Here is a 16,269-nt window from a genome sequence, read left to right on the forward strand (position 1 = left end):
CAATTTTACTTTAATAGAGCTTTTAGATGGATAAACCCAAATACCATGTCAGCAGGAATACAACAGGGAGAAAAGGCTTCGCTCTGCTTATTACACTCTCGGTACTGGCGGTACTCATAGCTCTTACAGGGGTGCTTCTTTCCTATTTCGATACAGTACGGAAAGATGCTGCAGGGACCAAAGCGCTGATCCAGGCAGACCTTTACTACACTGATATCAGGAAGATCATCAAAGGATTCAAAGAGAAGAAAACACTCTACACTACACTGTATCAGATGCCGGTACCGCTGGCCTCTCCGGACGCAAGATTCGATATATTGATTCAATGTCGTCCCAGAGCGAACGGTATCAACATCAACTGGCTGGGAAAAGAAAACGACCCCAAGATGTCATTGCAGTATGATGCGGCCCGGAAACTCTTTGAGAATATCGCCCAGACCTATGATCTTGAAGACGCAGGTAGGCTCGAAGAAATACTTCTTGAAGAGATGCAGAGCAAAAAACCGTTCATTGTTAAAGAGTACAACAGACTTTTGCAAAAAAATGGTATTATATCTTTTAAACAATTCGGGCAGATCCTTCAACGCTATCAGTTCGAGACGGATGACCGGAAAATTTCTCTGGTCCCCTGGAAGAAATATTTTGTGTTTGGCGACAGCGGTGCGCTGGTAGACGGGGATTATCTTTCTCCCGAACTCATTGCGATGCTGTTCGATATCGACCTTGACAGTGTCAAGGAAGAGTGGGTGGAAGGCGGCATGAAGCTGAAGGATTTTGTCCAGAATATGGGCGGGGAGTATAACGACAAACTTTTTGCACAGAAGTTCGTTGAAGAGGTGAAGTGCAGTGTACAGTATGCCTATGAGGATGAGCGCTTTGCATTTACGTTCATTGACAATGAGGAAGAGGTGAAAGATTTTGAATTTAACGGGAAGCAATAAAGAGCTGCTGCTGGTACATAGGGGAATGAATCCCGTCTCTCTCGACCATAGTGTCAATGTAATGCTCACGCCTCAGTTTTACACGATGAAAAAAGAGACACTTCCTGTCAAATACCTCTATCAGGCCAAAAAGATCGCACCTTCGCTCTTTGACGGACTTTTGGATGAGAGCAGAACATATGAGTATTTTGTTTTCAAAGAGAAGGACGGCTGGGTATTCATTGCCTACGACCCTGAAGAGATCAGGGAACTCCTTCTTGCCAAAGGTATCTTTGCTGAACATCTCTCCAAGGTCTTTTTTGCACAGCAGACAGCTAAGCTGTTTGAGCAGCCGGTGCTCCTCGGTGACAAAGAGGCATTGATGACGATCGACGGGATTGTGACGCTTATACCCAAAGGGATACTTTCCGGCGACCTTCATGCAACAGAGTTCAGCGCCCGTTTCACCCCCTCATCCGGCGTAGCGCTGCAGGGTGTCTATACCTCACTGCTCAGCAAAAAAGAGGCGATTGTTTTGGCGGGTATCTTCACCGTCTTTGCAGGAATCTTTTTTGTCGAGGGATGGCAGTACAGCCGAAGCCTCAAGGTGCAGCAGCAGGAGATGCAGGAACTTCTTGAAGGCTACCCGGCACTGCAAAGCAAACTGCAAAGAGAAAGTATCGCGTTCAAATACCGAACGATCGACAGCAAAGAACGTAAAAAAAGAGAGACCATTAAAACACTTGCTGCGATGATCTTCAAGGGAGTGACCCTGACCTCCTATCACATGAACGAAAAGCATTTCAAGGTGGTCTTCTCCTGTGCGAATGACAAGGTGGCAAAAAAGGTACAGGAGTTGGCTAAAAAGTCCCACTTCAATGTGACAAGGGCCAAGGGCAGTAACATTGTGGTTATTGAGGGGAACGTATGAATCTGAGACCGTATCGATATGAACTGATTGTAGGGATTTCTTTCTTTTTGATGCTGATCGCCTTTTTTTACAAAAATGCCCAGGTCTCCTCACAGGCGGAGCAGCTTTTCACGATGAAGCAGGAAGTGAGAGATTTCAAAGAGATCATTGCCCTCAAGAGGGTATGGGGTGACAAGGGCCTCTCCAAAAAGATCGACAGACTGCAAAGTATCGTGCCTGTATCCAAAGTGACATGGAACAAAAAAGGCAAGAAACTGACAGCCCGTTACAAAGAGCTCACTTCCAAAGAGCTGAACAAGCTGATGACAAAGGTGATGAGCCTTGCTGTGCAGATCATAGAGCTCGATATAAGCAAATCTGGTGAGAATTATAATGTGGAGTGCAAATGCAAGTGGTAAAAAAAGCATTGATGATCCTGTTTGCCGTTTGGTTCGCCTTTGTACTCTTCATGCCAAAGCGTAACCTCTATTATAAAGTTGAACAGGTGCTTGCCACACAGGGTGTCAAGATCAACGAAGGCAGTATAACTGGAGGGATTTTCACGCTGAATATCGATGAGGCAGTGGTCTATATGAAGGGGATCGACCTGATCCACATCAAACATGCCAGCTTCTTCTCCCTGCTTTTTTACAGCAGGGTGACACTTCAGGGGATCGTACTGGATGACTCCTTGAAAAATATGCTGCCGACAAAACTGGCTGAAGCAGTATTTTCCCATGTTATCTGGCATCCCGGATATGTACAGGTTTCCGGCAAGGGCGCCTTTGGGGCATTTGAAGGTGACATCGACCTGGCACAGCGCAAGGTCCATCTTGATTTTACCGAGCTCAGCAAACCCGGTGTCTTGAAACACCAGCTGAAAAAGGGAGAGAAAGGATGGTATTATGAAACATCTTTTTAATCCCCGGACACTGAAGTGGTTACTCACACTGCTCATTGCAATACTTGTGGTCAAGTTAGTATGGCTGGCAGTAGAAATGAAACTTCTGCCCACAGCGGGGATTAACCAGACTGAAGAGGTGGGAGGTAAATCCCTCTACTACAGGGTCGATCTCTCCCCTAACAAAGCACCTGCTCCCAAAAAAGTGGAAAAGAGAGCCCCTATGGGCAGCATCAAAGACATTGAGCTCCTTGCCGTATACAATGCTCCTGACACGACGGTGGTCACTGTGATGTACAAGCGTAAGACAAAAGTACTCGGACGCGGGGGAGAGATCAATGGATTTACACTTGAAGGAGCAGGAAGCACCTATGCTACGTTCAGCAAGAACGGCAAGACCTACAGGGTCGACCTGATCAAAGGCAAAAAAGGTTCAGTATCAGGAAGTATCCGACCGGCTTCCCGTTCCGCCGTTTCAAAACCTCAGAGTGGAAACAATGTGGCTGAGGGAGAGATCGTCGATGCGGGAGACCATAAGATCGTTGACAGAGCCCTGTTGAGACACTATGCCAAGAACATGGACGATATCTACAAAAATATCGGTATTACCGAGCTCAAAGAGGGCAAAATCCTCAAAGGCTTCAAGATCACCTTTGTGAAGCGCGGCAGTCCTTTTGCAAAACTTGGGGTGCGGCGTGGAGATATTATAAAGTCTATCAACGGACAGGAGATAAACAGTTATAATGCGGCATTTAATGTTTATAAGAATGTCGGAGATGTAGAGAACCTTACGCTGGTCATTCAGCGAGGAAAAGAAGACATGGAGTTGGAATATGAAATTAACTAAAATACTTTTGGGCATACTGTTGATCTTTACGATTGCACTGCAGGCGGCAGATGACGAGACAGTCAATGTGAATTTTCGTGACCTGTCCGTCAAGGATTTTATCGAAATGGTCTCAAAGATCACTCAGAAGAACATCCTTATCGACACCGATCTGAAGGGTAAGATCAACTTTGTTTCGACCAAGCCGATCAAGAAATCTTCCCTGATACCTCTGGCGAACTCTATTTTGAGAAGCAAGGGGCTGGCACTGATTGATCAGGGCGAATTCTACAAAGTGGTCAAGGGTTCCACGGCAGCGGGTGAGGGACTCGATGTCAGCAGTTCCATTAATGGGGAAACTATGAAAACGGTCATGTTCCCGCTGAAGAACTCCAATGCGGCGGTCGTGCGCGCCAAGATCAAACCGCTGCTGAACAGAAATGACAAGATAATCTCCTTCAAAGAGAACAATGTCCTGGCGATCACTGCCACACCGAGAACACTGCAGTCAATCTCCAAGATCATCAAAGCGGTCGAGAAGAGGGGTGTCAAACGTTCCGTGGTTGTCAAGCTAAAGAACGCCAGTGTTAAAGAAGTCTTCCCCAATGTGCAGAATATGGCAAAGAAACTGTTCCCTCAGACCATCGAGAGCGAAAAAGTGGATATCTTCAAGGATGAAGCGACTAACTCACTCATCCTTGTAGGCAAGGAAGATAACGATCGTCGGATGATCAAGTACATCAAGCAACTCGACCAGAAAGGGGACGACCAAACACAGAAAATGTATGTACTCCGCCTGAAGAATTCCAATGTCGAAGAGATGGAAAAGATCATGAGCAAATTGATCTCCCAGATGAACAATATGGCGACGAAAAGACCAAAAAAAGGGGGCAAGCCGCCAAGCAAGGCGATGGTGGTTTCCGATATTGAAAGAAATGCGCTTATCGTACTTGCAACGGGGGAACAGATGCGAAATATTCGTGAAACGGTACGAAAGATAGATATTCCCAAAGTACAGGTCTATGTCAAGGCGAAAATCGTGGAGATCGACAAGAATATGGCCGAGCAGGTCGGTATGAAATACGGAATGAACGGAGGGACGATCACCTCTTCGGGACTCTTTACTCTGGCGGGTAATATGGGAGCAAGTGCATTACAGATGTCCCCGGCACTTTTGGGTTTTTTGAACACAAATAATACAAAAACCTATACAGATCCTGTTACAGGTAGTGTGATCCAAGAAAACAACCCTGCATTCAAGTTTGATTCAACGGACAAAGCCTTTGCTCTTGGTGCAGCACTGGATCTTTTGGAGAAGAACGGTGCGGCACATCTTCTGAGTGAACCTTCAGTACTCTGTACAAACAACAAGGAAGCCGAGATCTATGTGGGGCAAACACGATCGATTCTAACGCAGGCGCAGCAATCCACGACGGCGATCTCCAACGTCATCAACAACTACAGCAGGGAAGATATCGGACTGACACTCAAGGTCAAGCCGAGACTCTCCAGCAACAACCAAGTGACACTCGAGGTCGAAACGGTCCTCGAAGATATCGATCCTTCATCGGAACAGGTCGAAGACAGGCCCACGACTACCAAAAGAACGGTCAAGACCAATGCTATCGTCAGGAACGGTGAGATGATCATTCTCGGAGGCCTTATCAAGAGAGCGGGAGGAAAAAATATCAGCAAAGTACCTTTCCTTGGCGATATTCCCGTATTGGGCGAAATGCTTTTTACGCATACAGGTGATGTGGAACGAGAACAGAACGTCGTGATCTACCTGACGCCCTATATTGTCAGAAAGAGCGGCGACCTGCAGAAGCTCAAGGAGATGCTCGCAGAACTCGAAGAGGTCCAGGTACGCTACAACAGGCTTGTTGAACAGGCACTGGAGAAGAACAAAGGCAAGCACCACAGCAGTCCGGCAAAAGCACTGGTCCCGAAAACGGAGTATGTCCCCGAACCTGCCTCGACACATGCAGGTAGCGGACATGCCAGCAACCTCGACCTGCTGAACCAGGCCGAGGAGGAATTCTGATGCAATTCCCCAAACTGCAGGATGTCAATCTTGAACCGTTATGGGAGGAGTCCATCAACCACAAGATCGCACTGAAACATTCTCTGTTGTTCAGTACGATCGAGGATATCGACAGCTGTGTTGTCCAGCAGGAGACACTGGCAGATGCGCTGAATTATCTCGCCAAACTCTCTGTTGACTATCCGGTGGTGATGGTCGATACCGAGAGTTTTGTACGTCTCAAAAATAAATTCCTCGAGATTCAGACCGGTTCTGACTTCGAAGAGATGCCCACAACTTCTGAAGAGCTTATTGAGGCAGAGGGTGATCTGCTTGATTTTATCCGTAATTCCCAGGACCTGCTTTCCAGCGAAGAATCCGCACCTATCATCAAGCTAGTCAACTCCCTCTTCTTTCAGGCTATCAAGAAGGGTGCGAGCGATATCCATATAGAGAGTGGAGAACGAAAAGGAGAGGTCCGTCTGCGTATTGACGGCGCGCTCAAAAAGCATCTCGATCTTGAAAAGAGTATCATCAACCTGGTCATCAACCGTATCAAGGTCATTTCCAGCCTTGATATCTCCGAAAAACGTGTACCGCAAGATGGGCGTACCCAGATCAGCATTTCGGGGAAGACACTCGACGTCAGGGTCTCTGTACTGCCTACCTATTACGGTGAGCGTGTGGTGATGAGGATACTGATGCAGAGCGAGCACATTCCCAGCCTTCAGGAACTTGGTTTTGCGGAGGATCTGACCGAAGATCTCTACAAATTGCTCAACCATGCCCACGGGATGATCCTTGTCACGGGGCCGACAGGGTCGGGTAAATCGACCACATTGCATGCCTTCCTGCAGCATATAGCCACGCCTGACAAGAACATTATCACCGTGGAAGATCCCGTAGAGTACAATGCAAGCAATATCAGTCAGATACAGGTCAACACCAAGGTGGGGCTTACCTTTGCGGCAGGATTGCGTTCCATTTTGAGACAGGACCCGGATATCATCATGGTGGGGGAAATACGTGACTCCGAAACGGCTGACATCGCTTTGCGTTCTGCACTGACCGGACACCTGCTTCTCTCAACACTACATACCAATGACTCCACCTCCTCCCTGAGCCGTCTGATGGATATGGGTATAGAGAACTTCCTGATCTCGGCAACCCTCCTGGGTGTTTTGGCACAGAGACTGACACGAAAGCTTTGTGTACACTGTAAAGAAAAGGCACTGTTGCCGTCTGCTATTGCAGAAGAGATCAGTGTGGCTGTCGACAAGCTATATTTCAGAGCCGTGGGCTGCAAGGAGTGTGACTTTACCGGCTACAAAGGAAGACAGGCGATAGGAGAACTTTTTATCATTGATGACAGGGTCAAAGAGATGATGAAGGATGGTTTCAATGACCATCAGGTCCGTGAAGTGATGAAAAAGAACGGCATGAAAACCATTGCTGACAAGCTCAAAGAGATGTTGCTTTCAGGTGAGACAAGTTATGAGGAAGCACTCCGTGTCGGACTCATGGATGGCTAAAAGAAGCGCGTTTACCCTCTTGGAGGTACTTATCTCCATTGCGCTGCTGGGACTGATACTCCCGGCACTCTATCAGAGTGTCGAACTGCTCAAAGACTCTAACAAACACCTTTTTGATTATGTGGAAAAATCCAAAAAGATTACCAAAGCGACAGAGACGCTTTATCTCGATATTCTGAGTTCTGACGGCAACCTGACCATCAAAAAAGACGACTTTACACGACTCTGTATAGAGCAGACCAGGAATTCACTCTATGAACTTCCCAGTGCCAAAATATGCTGGATCGTAATGAAAAAGGACCATGCCCTTCTCAGGGTGGAAGGAAACGGATATATCCTGCCATTGAGAGCAGATGACAGAGTGGAAGCGAACGTTGTGATGAAGAATCTTGAAGTTTTCGATGTCTATCACAGCAATGACAAAGTGCTGGTTCTCATACAGCAGGCAAAAAAAGAACCAATCTCCTTTATGGTGCAGGGTGTCACGAAACCGCAAAAGAAAAAGAAGAAAAAGAAAAAGGCCGTCAAGAAACCGGTCAGAAAGAACCGTTCCCCCGGAAGACAGGAGAAAAATACGACAAAACCTCCGGCTCAAGTTACACCACCGTCACTCACCTAGGATTTTTAGTTAAATCTGTTACAATATTCTTGATATCACGCAAGAGGATGACGTATGAAAGAAATCTATGAAAAACTGGGGCTGTTCTATCTTGGTAAAGATGTTGACAAAGCAACAATGGAGCCTGTAGAAGCACTGACACTGCTGAAGAACAAGAACTTCACAACACATGCTGCGATCATCGGTATGACCGGTTCGGGGAAAACAGGGCTGGGTGTAGGCATTATCGAAGAGGCTGCCATTGACAACATCCCTTCGATCATTATAGATCCCAAAGGCGATATGGGAGACCTTTGCCTGAGTGACCCTTCCTTCTCTGCCAAAACCTTTGAACCCTGGGTGAAGGATGAAGCACTTTCCAAGGAGGAAGACCCTGCCAAGTATGCACAGAAGATTGCAACGATGTGGAAAGAGGGGATAGAGAGTTTTGGACAGGATGCTTCGCGTGTTGAAAAATTTCATGCAGTTCCCAAAACTATCTATACTCCGGGTTCATCTGCCGGTGTAGCTATCAATATCATGTCCTCGCTTGAGTTACCCCCCGCACAGATCATGGAGGAAAGTGATATCTTTAATGCCTACCTCAAGAGTACTACGACCTCACTGCTCTCCCTTGTTGGAATTACTGCCGATCCGCTTGACTCCAAAGAGTATATCCTACTGGCACAGATCATCACACAAGCCTGGTTGACTAAAGAAGACCTGAGTATCGAAACCATCATAGGCCGGATCCTTAAACCTCCATTCAAAAAGATTGGTGTCCTTCCCCTCGATGACTTCTACCCGCAGGATGCGCGTTTCAAACTGGCGACCAAGTTCAATGCGCTTCTGGCAAGCCCCAGCTTTTCTCTCTGGCTGCAGGGGGATAATCTTGATATTCAGAAACTGCTGTATGACGAGAATGGCAAGGCGAAGATCGCCATCTTTTCCATTGCACACCTTAACGATGACGAGCGTATGTTCTTTGTAACGCTGCTGCTGAACAAATACATTGCATGGATGCGCAGACAGAGTGGTACTTCGACACTCAAAACCCTGCTCTATATGGATGAGATATTCGGTTACTTCCCGCCGACGAAGAACCCTCCGAGCAAGGAGCCTATGCTGCTGATGCTCAAACAGGCACGCGCTTTTGGTGTGGGAGTGGTACTCAGCACGCAGAACCCTGTCGATCTTGACTATAAAGGTCTCTCCAACATCGGAACCTGGTTTATCGGCAGGCTGCAGACCACACAGGATATTGAACGTGTTATAGACGGACTGGGAGGAAAGATCGGTTCGAATTTTGACAAAAATGAAATCAAAACACTGCTGGCGAACCTCAAGAAAAGGACCTTCTTCCTTAAAAGTGCGCATCTTGATGATATCCGTCTCTTTACGACAAGATGGGTGCTGAGCTATCTCAAAGGCCCGCTCAAAAGAGATGAGATATCTGTGTTGATGGAGACACAGAAAGCTGAGCAGGGCATAGAGGAGAAAAGTATTGAAACACTGGTGAGAAAGAATGACCGATTAGGCTCTTTCCAGAATATCGATACTTCCATCCCTCAGTACTATGAGCCGGATCCCTCGCAGCAGAACATCTATTTTCCTACGATCGGAGCGAAGGTCACAGTGCATTTTTTCAACCAAAGCAAAGGTATCGATGAGGAGAAACATCTTTTACTTGGTTTGGAACTTGATGCCAAGCTGCAGCAAGTTTCCTGGGAAGATGCCCGGAAAGAAGAATTGGATTTTACCAATCTACCGCATATTGCACCGAAAAATGCACAATATTATGACCTGCCAAAGATGATACTTGAGGACAGAGGGCTGAAGCATACCATTCGGGAGTTGAAAGCATATCTCTACCAGGAAGAGGGACTGGAGCTTTATCGGTGTAGGTCACCGAAACTCGAATCCAGGCCAGGAGAATCGCGTTCAGATTTCATTGTCAGTGTACAGGATGTGCTACAGCAGAAAAAAGAGGATGAGATAGAGAAACTCAAAACACGATATGCTTCCAAAGAGAAAGTACTGCAGGACAGGCTGCTTCGTGCGCAGGAAAGGGTGGCAAAGGAGTCCTCCGATTCCACCTCGTCAATGATCGAAATGGGTATCTCTGTTCTGGGAGCGCTTTTCGGCAAGACATCCCCGACGAAGATAGGGCGCACCATCAGCAAGGGAGGGCGCATACTCAAAGAGCATGGAGAGATGAGCCGCGCAGAAGAGAGAGTTGCCAAAGTGCAGGATGACATCGATGCACTGAATGACGAACTTGAAGAGAAAATCGACAAACTCAGTGAGAAATACAACATAGAAAACTGCACAATCGAGAGTTTTAAGCTCAAGCCGAGACGGACGGATATCGATATAGAGAGTTGTGCCATTGTATGGCGAGTATCGTAAAGAGAAACTTAACAAAACTTTGTATATAATAAAAAATGATTAATAGATATAGTCAATAATAAGGAACGGTGTGTGTCAACATATGTAAACAGCAAGACGGAAAAATCGATGGAGCGGCAGGAGCCTAATGGTGAGGAATATGTTTATACGGGGAAACCGCTCGTTGTAGAGACGGATAGCGACAGGATCATTACCTATGCCAACAAAAGATTTGTGGAAACAAGCGGTTACAGCAAAGAAGAGGTGGTTGGTTCACCTCACTGTATGCACTTGCATCCCGATATGCCTGCAAGTATTTTTAAGGATGCCTGTAACCTGACTAATGAAGGCAAGACCTGGAGCGGTTTGGTGCAGAATATGAACAAAGAGGGAATCTCCTACTGGACTGAACTTCTCATCCAACCAAAGGTCAATGAGATGGGCAAGATTGTCGGTTATATGGCAACACGAAGAGAGATGGATGGCTCCAAGCTCGAAGAGCTGAAAGAAGAATATGAAATGATGAGGGCTTCAGGAGAAGAGACTGTCCGCGGCCAATTCTGTGGTGAAGTTTATTTGGGTGAAAGTGCCTGCGCTTTTTAGGAAGCGCATACTGAAAAGTACTATCCTTTACTACCTGGCTTAATAGCAGTACTTCCCTCTTTACACATGGGACACTCTTCTGGAGTGTACATCTCAAAAGTAAAATCTTCCAGCGCAAAGAACGGCACATCTTTTGGCAGTTTGCATTCACTTTTGGCTTCATTGCTGCCACCGACGCGCTTACAGAATCCTCTGTTCGCAAGGGAAGCGAAAGCGACTACTTTGGCACCCAGTGCTTCAATGGCCTCTGCCGCTTTCAAAGCGGAACCGCCTGTAGTGATGATATCTTCACAAATAATGATCTTTTCACCCGGAGATACCTCGAACCCGCGGCGAAGTTCCATACCACTCTCTTTTTTTTCAACGAAGATCGAACGGACACCAAGCGAGCGTGCCAGTTCGTAGCCGGCGATCACTCCGCCGAGTGCGGGAGCACAAACCGTATCGACTTCAATTCCGTTCTCTCTGATCATTTCAGCAAGTGCATCTGTAAGCAGGGATGCCTTCTGGGGATACTCCAATACCTTGGCACTTTGGAGGTATCGGCTGGAATGGTTACCGCTGGCAAGAAGAAAGTGCCCTTCCAAAAGGGCATTGGCATCTTTGTATACCTGTTCGACATTCATCACTATACCTTTAGGATATCCGCTTCTTTTGCTTTGAAGAGCTCATCGACCATACCAATATGGTCATCTGTGATCTTTTGGATCTCATCGTGTGCTCTTTTGGACTCGTCTTCCGAGATCTCTTTATCTTTTTCAAGCTTTTTGATCTTGTTGTTCGCATCTTTACGAATGTTTCTGATAGCCACTCTGGCATTCTCCGCCATGGCTTTTGCCTGTTTGACGATCTCCTGTCTCTGTTCACTAGTCATTGGCGGGAAGAAAAGTTTGATGAAGTCACCGTCGTTATTCGGGTTCACGCCGATGTTCGCTTCCTGAATGGCTCTTTCGATGTCACTGAGGAGGTTTTTTTCCCATGGTGTGATGCTGATAGTCGTTGCATCCGTAGCGATGACGCTTCCCACCTGGTTCAATGGTGTAGGTGTTCCATAGTAATCGACTTTGATATTGTCGACGATATTGGTAGTGACCTTTCCTGTTCGCAATGATGCGAAGTCACGTTTAAGTGCTTCGAGACTTTTATCCATATTTTCTTTGGTGTGTTCAAAAATTTCATTGACCATGATTCTCTCCTGGAGGATTATTTGAATGAATTTTACCTTTTTTTACCTTTGAAGGTGAATGTATGTTTTAAGGGAGGTGAGGTGAAGATATAGGTCGAGATAAAGATATCCCGACGTATTAATGGTGGGTATTATTTTGTAGCCGGTGCTTTCGGTGCCGCAGGTGCAGAAGGTTTTTCCGGTGCTGTGGCAGGTGCTGCAGGAATAACGGCATTGTTCTTCGGTGTGATTTCGTCTACGACAGAAGCACTATTCTGTGAAGTGTAGAGATAACCGAGTGCCAATGTGTTGACGATGAAAAGGAAAGCAAGGGAGAAAGTTAGCTTCGCAAGAAAACCTGTCGGCCCTTTTGCTCCGAATACAGATTCGTTACTTCCACTGTATGCACCCAGTCCGATACTTGAACTTTTTTGTAGAAGTATAGCGATCGTAATAGCGATCGCCAGTACAATTTGTACGATTAATAGTGTTGATGTCATTGATGCCTCTTTACTGTTTATGAGTAGCCCAAATCAAATTTGGGTATAATTTCGGCGATTATACCCAAACTATATTGAAATAGTGATAAATAGTAACATTGGAGCAGTTTTGAAGAGAAAAGAGACAGGGATATCAGGCGCGATCAAAGAGTTTTCGCGTTTTGCCAAAGTGTATGACCGGTACAATATCATACAGTCTGAAGTAGCAAATACTCTTGTCTCAAAACTGTCTGAAAAGAATTATGGAACGATCATCGATATCGGTGCGGGAAGTGGTAAAGTCTACCATAGCCTTCTCTCTGAACATATCTCTTTTGAACGTTTTATTGCACTGGATTCTTCTTTGGAAATGCTAAATATTCATCCGAATGAACAGTCTGTAGAAAAAATCTGTGCAGATTTCAACTGTCTAGAGACCTTTGATCCTTTGGAGAAAAATGAAAATACGCTTCTGCTTTCTTCTTCCGCGCTTCAGTGGAGCACAGATCCAGAAGCTACTTTCTCCAAGCTCTCCCAACTTGCCCCCCGGGCATATTTCGCCATCTTTACCTCCAACACATTCAAGACACTACATCAGTGTGCAGGTATTGATTCACCGATACATAATACGGAACGGCTCAAAGCGGTGGTGGAAAGGTATTATGATGCCAAATATGAACTGCGCCAGTACAAACTGCATTTCGATTCTGTGCATGAGATGTTCCGTTACATCAAAAAAAGCGGTGTCAGCGGGGGAGAAAAGAAATTGGGATACAAAGAGACAAAAGCGCTGATGAAAAGTTATCCGCTGGATTATCTCGAATTTGAAGTCTTGTTTGTAGAAGCGAAAAGTAGGTAAGCCGGGGTATTCTTACCCCGACAAAAACAATTTATCGTCTAGTCATCACTCCCGAAAATGCCAAGCAACTGTAAAAGTGTTACGAACATATTAAGGAAGTCAATGTAAAGTGATACCGCTGCATCGACCGGTGAATCATATGCACCGTTCGCAATGTTCTGCGTATCATAGATCGTGAACAGTGAGAACAGAAGCAGGATCCCAGCAGTGATAATGATGTGCATCATAGGGCTCTGAAGGAGGAAGTAGTTCACCAGTGACGCAATGATTACGATGATCAGTGTAATGAACAACGGTTTACCCCAGCTTGAGTAGTCAGATTTGCTGTTAATCGCAAAGAGACTGAGTGCCCCGAAAAGCACAGATGTCATCAGGAATGCATTCCCGATGACCGCACCGTTGCCCATACCGATGAGTGAAGCCAGAAGCGGCACCAAAGATACCCCCGTGAGGAAGGTAAAGAGGAAGAGCATTGCAAGATTAAGGCCTGGTTTGTTTCTTGTCATACTCAGTCCGAAAAAGAGTACAAGCAGTTCCGCACCGAAGATGAACCATTTAAACTGCATAATCGCCTCTGCATAAGGCATCGTCACGTATGCACCGGCTGCCGCCGCTATCATACTTACCGCCAGAAGCTGGTACGTTTTTTTCATAAAGCTGACTGAAGCTTCTTCCCGTGCAACTCCAGCTTGTGCGGAGGCATAATCTCTGTCATATAAAGCCATTTTGTTTCCTTTGTTAATATAGTAATTTGTTAAATGTAGTGCAAGTATAATCGCAGGAGATTAATATAAGGTTAATCAATTTGTTTTTACGTCAATTCAATATAACAGATGTCCCAAAGAATAAATCCCTTATATAATAATGTAAGATATAAGGAAAAAGCGATAAATTTTCTCTAAAACCAAAAAAACCCTTGACAAATAAGAACTTCGGTGCTATAATACGCGTCCAACAACACATGGACGGCTAGCGAGTTGCTAGAAAGAGTGTTATTGAGTGATCTTTGACAACCAAATATAAGTAAACAAATCAACGTCTATTTGAGATTTAATTTTTGCACTTTTTAACAAAAAAGTGATATGAATTAACTTAAGTAGAAATAACTTAAGTGATTCTGACAATGGTTCAAACCATTCTATTTTATAATGGAGAGTTTGATCCTGGCTCAGAGTGAACGCTGGCGGCGTGCTTAACACATGCAAGTCGAACGAGAACGGCTCTAGCTTGCTAGAGTGTCAGCTAAGTGGCGGACGGGTGAGTAATGTATAGTTAATTTGCCCCTTGGAGAGGGATAGCCACTGGAAACGGTGATTAATACCTCATACTCCTTCTTTATTAATTAAAGTTGGGAAATGTTTTTTCGCCAAGGGATGAGACTATATGGTATCAGGTAGTTGGTGGGGTAAGAGCCTACCAAGCCAATGACGCCTAGCTGGTCTGAGAGGATGATCAGCCACACTGGAACTGAGACACGGTCCAGACTCCTACGGGAGGCAGCAGTGGGGAATATTGCACAATGGAGGAAACTCTGATGCAGCAACGCCGCGTGGAGGATGACGCATTTCGGTGTGTAAACTCCTTTTATATGGGAAGATAATGACGGTACCATATGAATAAGCACCGGCTAACTCCGTGCCAGCAGCCGCGGTAATACGGAGGGTGCAAGCGTTACTCGGAATCACTGGGCGTAAAGCGCGCGCAGGCGGCCTTTTAAGTTGGATGTGAAAGCCTATGGCTCAACCATAGAACTGCATCCAAAACTATTAGGCTAGAGTCTGGGAGGGGAAGATGGAATTAGTTGTGTAGGGGTAAAATCCGTAGAGATAACTAGGAATACCAAAAGCGAAGGCGATCTTCTGGAACAGTACTGACGCTGAGGCGCGAAAGCGTGGGGAGCAAACAGGATTAGATACCCTGGTAGTCCACGCCCTAAACGATGAATGTTAGTCGTCGGAGGCCTAGTGTCTTCGGTGATGCAGCTAACGCATTAAACATTCCGCCTGGGGAGTACGGTCGCAAGATTAAAACTCAAAGGAATAGACGGGGACCCGCACAAGTGGTGGAGCATGTGGTTTAATTCGAAGATACGCGAAGAACCTTACCTGGCCTTGACATTGAGAGAATCCGGCAGAGATGCTGGAGTGCCTTCGGGAGCTCGAAAACAGGTGCTGCACGGCTGTCGTCAGCTCGTGTCGTGAGATGTTGGGTTAAGTCCCGCAACGAGCGCAACCCTCGTCACTAGTTACTAACGGTTCGGCCGAGGACTCTAGTGAGACTGCCTTCGCAAGGAGGAGGAAGGTGAGGACGACGTCAAGTCATCATGGCCCTTACGGCCAGGGCAACACACGTGCTACAATGGGCAGGACAATGAGACGCGATACCGCGAGGTGGAGCAAATCTATAAACCTGTTCTCAGTTCGGATTGTAGTCTGCAACTCGACTACATGAAGCTGGAATCACTAGTAATCGTAGATCAGCTATGCTACGGTGAATACGTTCCCGGGTCTTGTACTCACCGCCCGTCACACCATGGGAGTTGATTTCACCCGAAGCGGGGAAGCTAAACTGGCTACCCTCCACGGTGGGATCAGCGACTGGGGTGAAGTCGTAACAAGGTAACCGTAGGAGAACCTGCGGTTGGATCACCTCCTTTCAAGAGTATAGATGATATTTCCTCACAGAGTATTATCACAATCGATAAGACGATGGTTTGTTTGCACTGTTTATTCAGTAGCTTATGTTTGGTTGATAAAGATCATTGGGATCTTTGACTTAATTTGGGGAATTAGCTCAGCTGGGAGAGCGCCTGCTTTGCACGCAGGAGGTCATCGGTTCGATCCCGTTATTCTCCACCATTTCATGCATATTGCACGAAAGTTTGAAACTCACGTACCTTGGTACGCTTCGTTTAAAATATTTCGCACAATCTACACGAAATCATGTGGAAGAAAAAACTTAATATAAATATTCATCCAAGAGTATTTATATTAGGTTTTACACCTAAAGTTATTTAACTTATTATTGTTAAGAGTCTAACGTAATGTTGCAAAACGCGAAGAGAA

The 16,269-nt window shown here is 46.0% G+C and carries 15 protein-coding genes, 1 tRNA gene and 1 rRNA gene; 13 read left to right on the forward strand and 4 right to left on the reverse strand.

The features are described 5' to 3' along the window. Nucleotides 1-26 precede the first annotated feature (26 nt). From SUN_RS00125 to SUN_RS00170, 10 genes are all read left to right on the forward strand, one after another. Nucleotides 27-941: a hypothetical protein gene (locus tag SUN_RS00125; RefSeq protein WP_011979719.1), complete on the forward strand. Its 915-nt coding sequence runs from the start codon at nt 27-29 to the stop codon at nt 939-941. Next, entirely contained in the window at nt 919-1,851 is a 933-nt protein-coding gene (locus SUN_RS00130; RefSeq protein ID WP_011979720.1) for a hypothetical protein, read from the forward strand. The genes SUN_RS00125 and SUN_RS00130 overlap by 23 nt, the downstream gene beginning before the upstream one ends. Further along, entirely contained in the window at nt 1,848-2,249 is a 402-nt protein-coding gene (locus SUN_RS00135) for a hypothetical protein (RefSeq protein ID WP_011979721.1), read from the forward strand. Before SUN_RS00130 ends, SUN_RS00135 begins: the two co-directional genes overlap by 4 nt. Further along, the gene (locus tag SUN_RS00140; protein ID WP_011979722.1) at nt 2,237-2,752 is read left to right on the forward strand and encodes a hypothetical protein; all 516 of its coding nucleotides are present in this window, start codon (nt 2,237-2,239) and stop codon (nt 2,750-2,752) included. Before SUN_RS00135 ends, SUN_RS00140 begins: the two co-directional genes overlap by 13 nt. Next, complete coding sequence (locus SUN_RS00145) at nt 2,736-3,578, forward strand: PDZ domain-containing protein (RefSeq protein WP_011979723.1); 843 nt, start codon at nt 2,736-2,738, stop codon at nt 3,576-3,578. Before SUN_RS00140 ends, SUN_RS00145 begins: the two co-directional genes overlap by 17 nt. Beyond that, nucleotides 3,565-5,601 (forward strand): type II secretion system secretin GspD, encoded by a 2,037-nt coding sequence (gene gspD / locus SUN_RS00150; protein WP_011979724.1) that lies wholly within the window; start codon nt 3,565-3,567, stop codon nt 5,599-5,601. Before SUN_RS00145 ends, gspD begins: the two co-directional genes overlap by 14 nt. After that, nucleotides 5,601-7,112, forward strand: coding sequence for a GspE/PulE family protein (locus SUN_RS00155; protein WP_011979725.1), 1,512 nt, complete (start codon nt 5,601-5,603; stop codon nt 7,110-7,112). Before gspD ends, SUN_RS00155 begins: the two co-directional genes overlap by 1 nt. Then, nucleotides 7,105-7,731: a type II secretion system protein gene (locus SUN_RS00160; RefSeq protein ID WP_041672611.1), complete on the forward strand. Its 627-nt coding sequence runs from the start codon at nt 7,105-7,107 to the stop codon at nt 7,729-7,731. Before SUN_RS00155 ends, SUN_RS00160 begins: the two co-directional genes overlap by 8 nt. Before the next feature lie 54 nt (nt 7,732-7,785). Further along, nucleotides 7,786-10,119 carry an ATP-binding protein gene (locus SUN_RS00165; protein ID WP_011979727.1) on the forward strand — a complete coding sequence of 778 codons (2,334 nt, stop codon included), beginning with the start codon at nt 7,786-7,788 and terminating at the stop codon, nt 10,117-10,119. A gap of 72 nt (nt 10,120-10,191) precedes the next feature. Continuing rightward, the gene (locus SUN_RS00170; protein WP_011979728.1) at nt 10,192-10,701 is read left to right on the forward strand and encodes a PAS domain-containing protein; all 510 of its coding nucleotides are present in this window, start codon (nt 10,192-10,194) and stop codon (nt 10,699-10,701) included. Between the two features lie 20 nt (nt 10,702-10,721). Here the strand turns inward: SUN_RS00170 and pyrE are convergent, their stop codons facing one another. The 3 genes from pyrE to secG form a co-directional block, all read right to left on the reverse strand. Further along, on the reverse strand, nt 10,722-11,327 hold the full coding sequence (gene pyrE / locus SUN_RS00175) for an orotate phosphoribosyltransferase (RefSeq protein WP_011979729.1): 606 nt from the start codon (nt 11,325-11,327) through the stop codon (nt 10,722-10,724). A gap of 2 nt (nt 11,328-11,329) precedes the next feature. Beyond that, nucleotides 11,330-11,887, reverse strand: coding sequence for a ribosome recycling factor (frr, locus tag SUN_RS00180; protein ID WP_011979730.1), 558 nt, complete (start codon nt 11,885-11,887; stop codon nt 11,330-11,332). Between the two features lie 131 nt (nt 11,888-12,018). Next, a complete protein-coding gene (secG, locus tag SUN_RS00185; protein WP_011979731.1) occupies nt 12,019-12,366 on the reverse strand; it encodes a preprotein translocase subunit SecG in 348 nt (115 codons plus the stop codon). 109 nt (nt 12,367-12,475) lie between these two features. Between secG and SUN_RS00190 the strand changes: the two genes are divergently transcribed. Then, nucleotides 12,476-13,204, forward strand: coding sequence for a methyltransferase domain-containing protein (locus tag SUN_RS00190; protein ID WP_011979732.1), 729 nt, complete (start codon nt 12,476-12,478; stop codon nt 13,202-13,204). Between the two features lie 38 nt (nt 13,205-13,242). Here the strand turns inward: SUN_RS00190 and SUN_RS00195 are convergent, their stop codons facing one another. Continuing rightward, nucleotides 13,243-13,929, reverse strand: a complete 687-nt coding sequence (locus tag SUN_RS00195; protein ID WP_011979733.1) for a Bax inhibitor-1/YccA family protein — start codon at nt 13,927-13,929, stop codon at nt 13,243-13,245. Nucleotides 13,930-14,349: 420 nt separating this feature from the next. Here SUN_RS00195 and SUN_RS00200 point away from each other — a divergent pair. Then, nucleotides 14,350-15,860, forward strand: a 16S ribosomal RNA gene (locus SUN_RS00200). A 126-nt stretch (nt 15,861-15,986) separates the two neighbouring features. Continuing rightward, nucleotides 15,987-16,062: transfer RNA gene (locus tag SUN_RS00205), tRNA-Ala, on the forward strand. Nucleotides 16,063-16,269 lie beyond the last annotated feature (207 nt).

It is taken from the genome of Sulfurovum sp. NBC37-1 (assembly GCF_000010345.1).
Lineage (GTDB): Bacteria > Campylobacterota > Campylobacteria > Campylobacterales > Sulfurovaceae > Sulfurovum.

Excerpts from the sequence above, each read along its gene's own strand:
- SUN_RS00145 (WP_011979723.1), top strand. The coding sequence starts at position 2,736 with ATGAAACATCTTTTTAATCCCCGGACACTGAAGTGGTTACTCACACTG.
- gspD (WP_011979724.1), top strand. The coding sequence starts at position 3,565 with ATGAAATTAACTAAAATACTTTTGGGCATACTGTTGATCTTTACGATT.
- SUN_RS00165 (WP_011979727.1), top strand. The coding sequence starts at position 7,786 with ATGAAAGAAATCTATGAAAAACTGGGGCTGTTCTATCTTGGTAAAGAT.
- frr (WP_011979730.1), bottom strand. The coding sequence starts at position 11,887 with ATGGTCAATGAAATTTTTGAACACACCAAAGAAAATATGGATAAAAGT.
- secG (WP_011979731.1), bottom strand. The coding sequence starts at position 12,366 with ATGACATCAACACTATTAATCGTACAAATTGTACTGGCGATCGCTATT.
- SUN_RS00135 (WP_011979721.1), top strand. The coding sequence starts at position 1,848 with ATGAATCTGAGACCGTATCGATATGAACTGATTGTAGGGATTTCTTTC.
- pyrE (WP_011979729.1), bottom strand. The coding sequence starts at position 11,327 with ATGAATGTCGAACAGGTATACAAAGATGCCAATGCCCTTTTGGAAGGG.
- SUN_RS00195 (WP_011979733.1), bottom strand. The coding sequence starts at position 13,929 with ATGGCTTTATATGACAGAGATTATGCCTCCGCACAAGCTGGAGTTGCA.
- SUN_RS00125 (WP_011979719.1), top strand. The coding sequence starts at position 27 with ATGGATAAACCCAAATACCATGTCAGCAGGAATACAACAGGGAGAAAA.
- SUN_RS00160 (WP_041672611.1), top strand. The coding sequence starts at position 7,105 with ATGGCTAAAAGAAGCGCGTTTACCCTCTTGGAGGTACTTATCTCCATT.
- SUN_RS00155 (WP_011979725.1), top strand. The coding sequence starts at position 5,601 with ATGCAATTCCCCAAACTGCAGGATGTCAATCTTGAACCGTTATGGGAG.
- SUN_RS00140 (WP_011979722.1), top strand. The coding sequence starts at position 2,237 with ATGCAAGTGGTAAAAAAAGCATTGATGATCCTGTTTGCCGTTTGGTTC.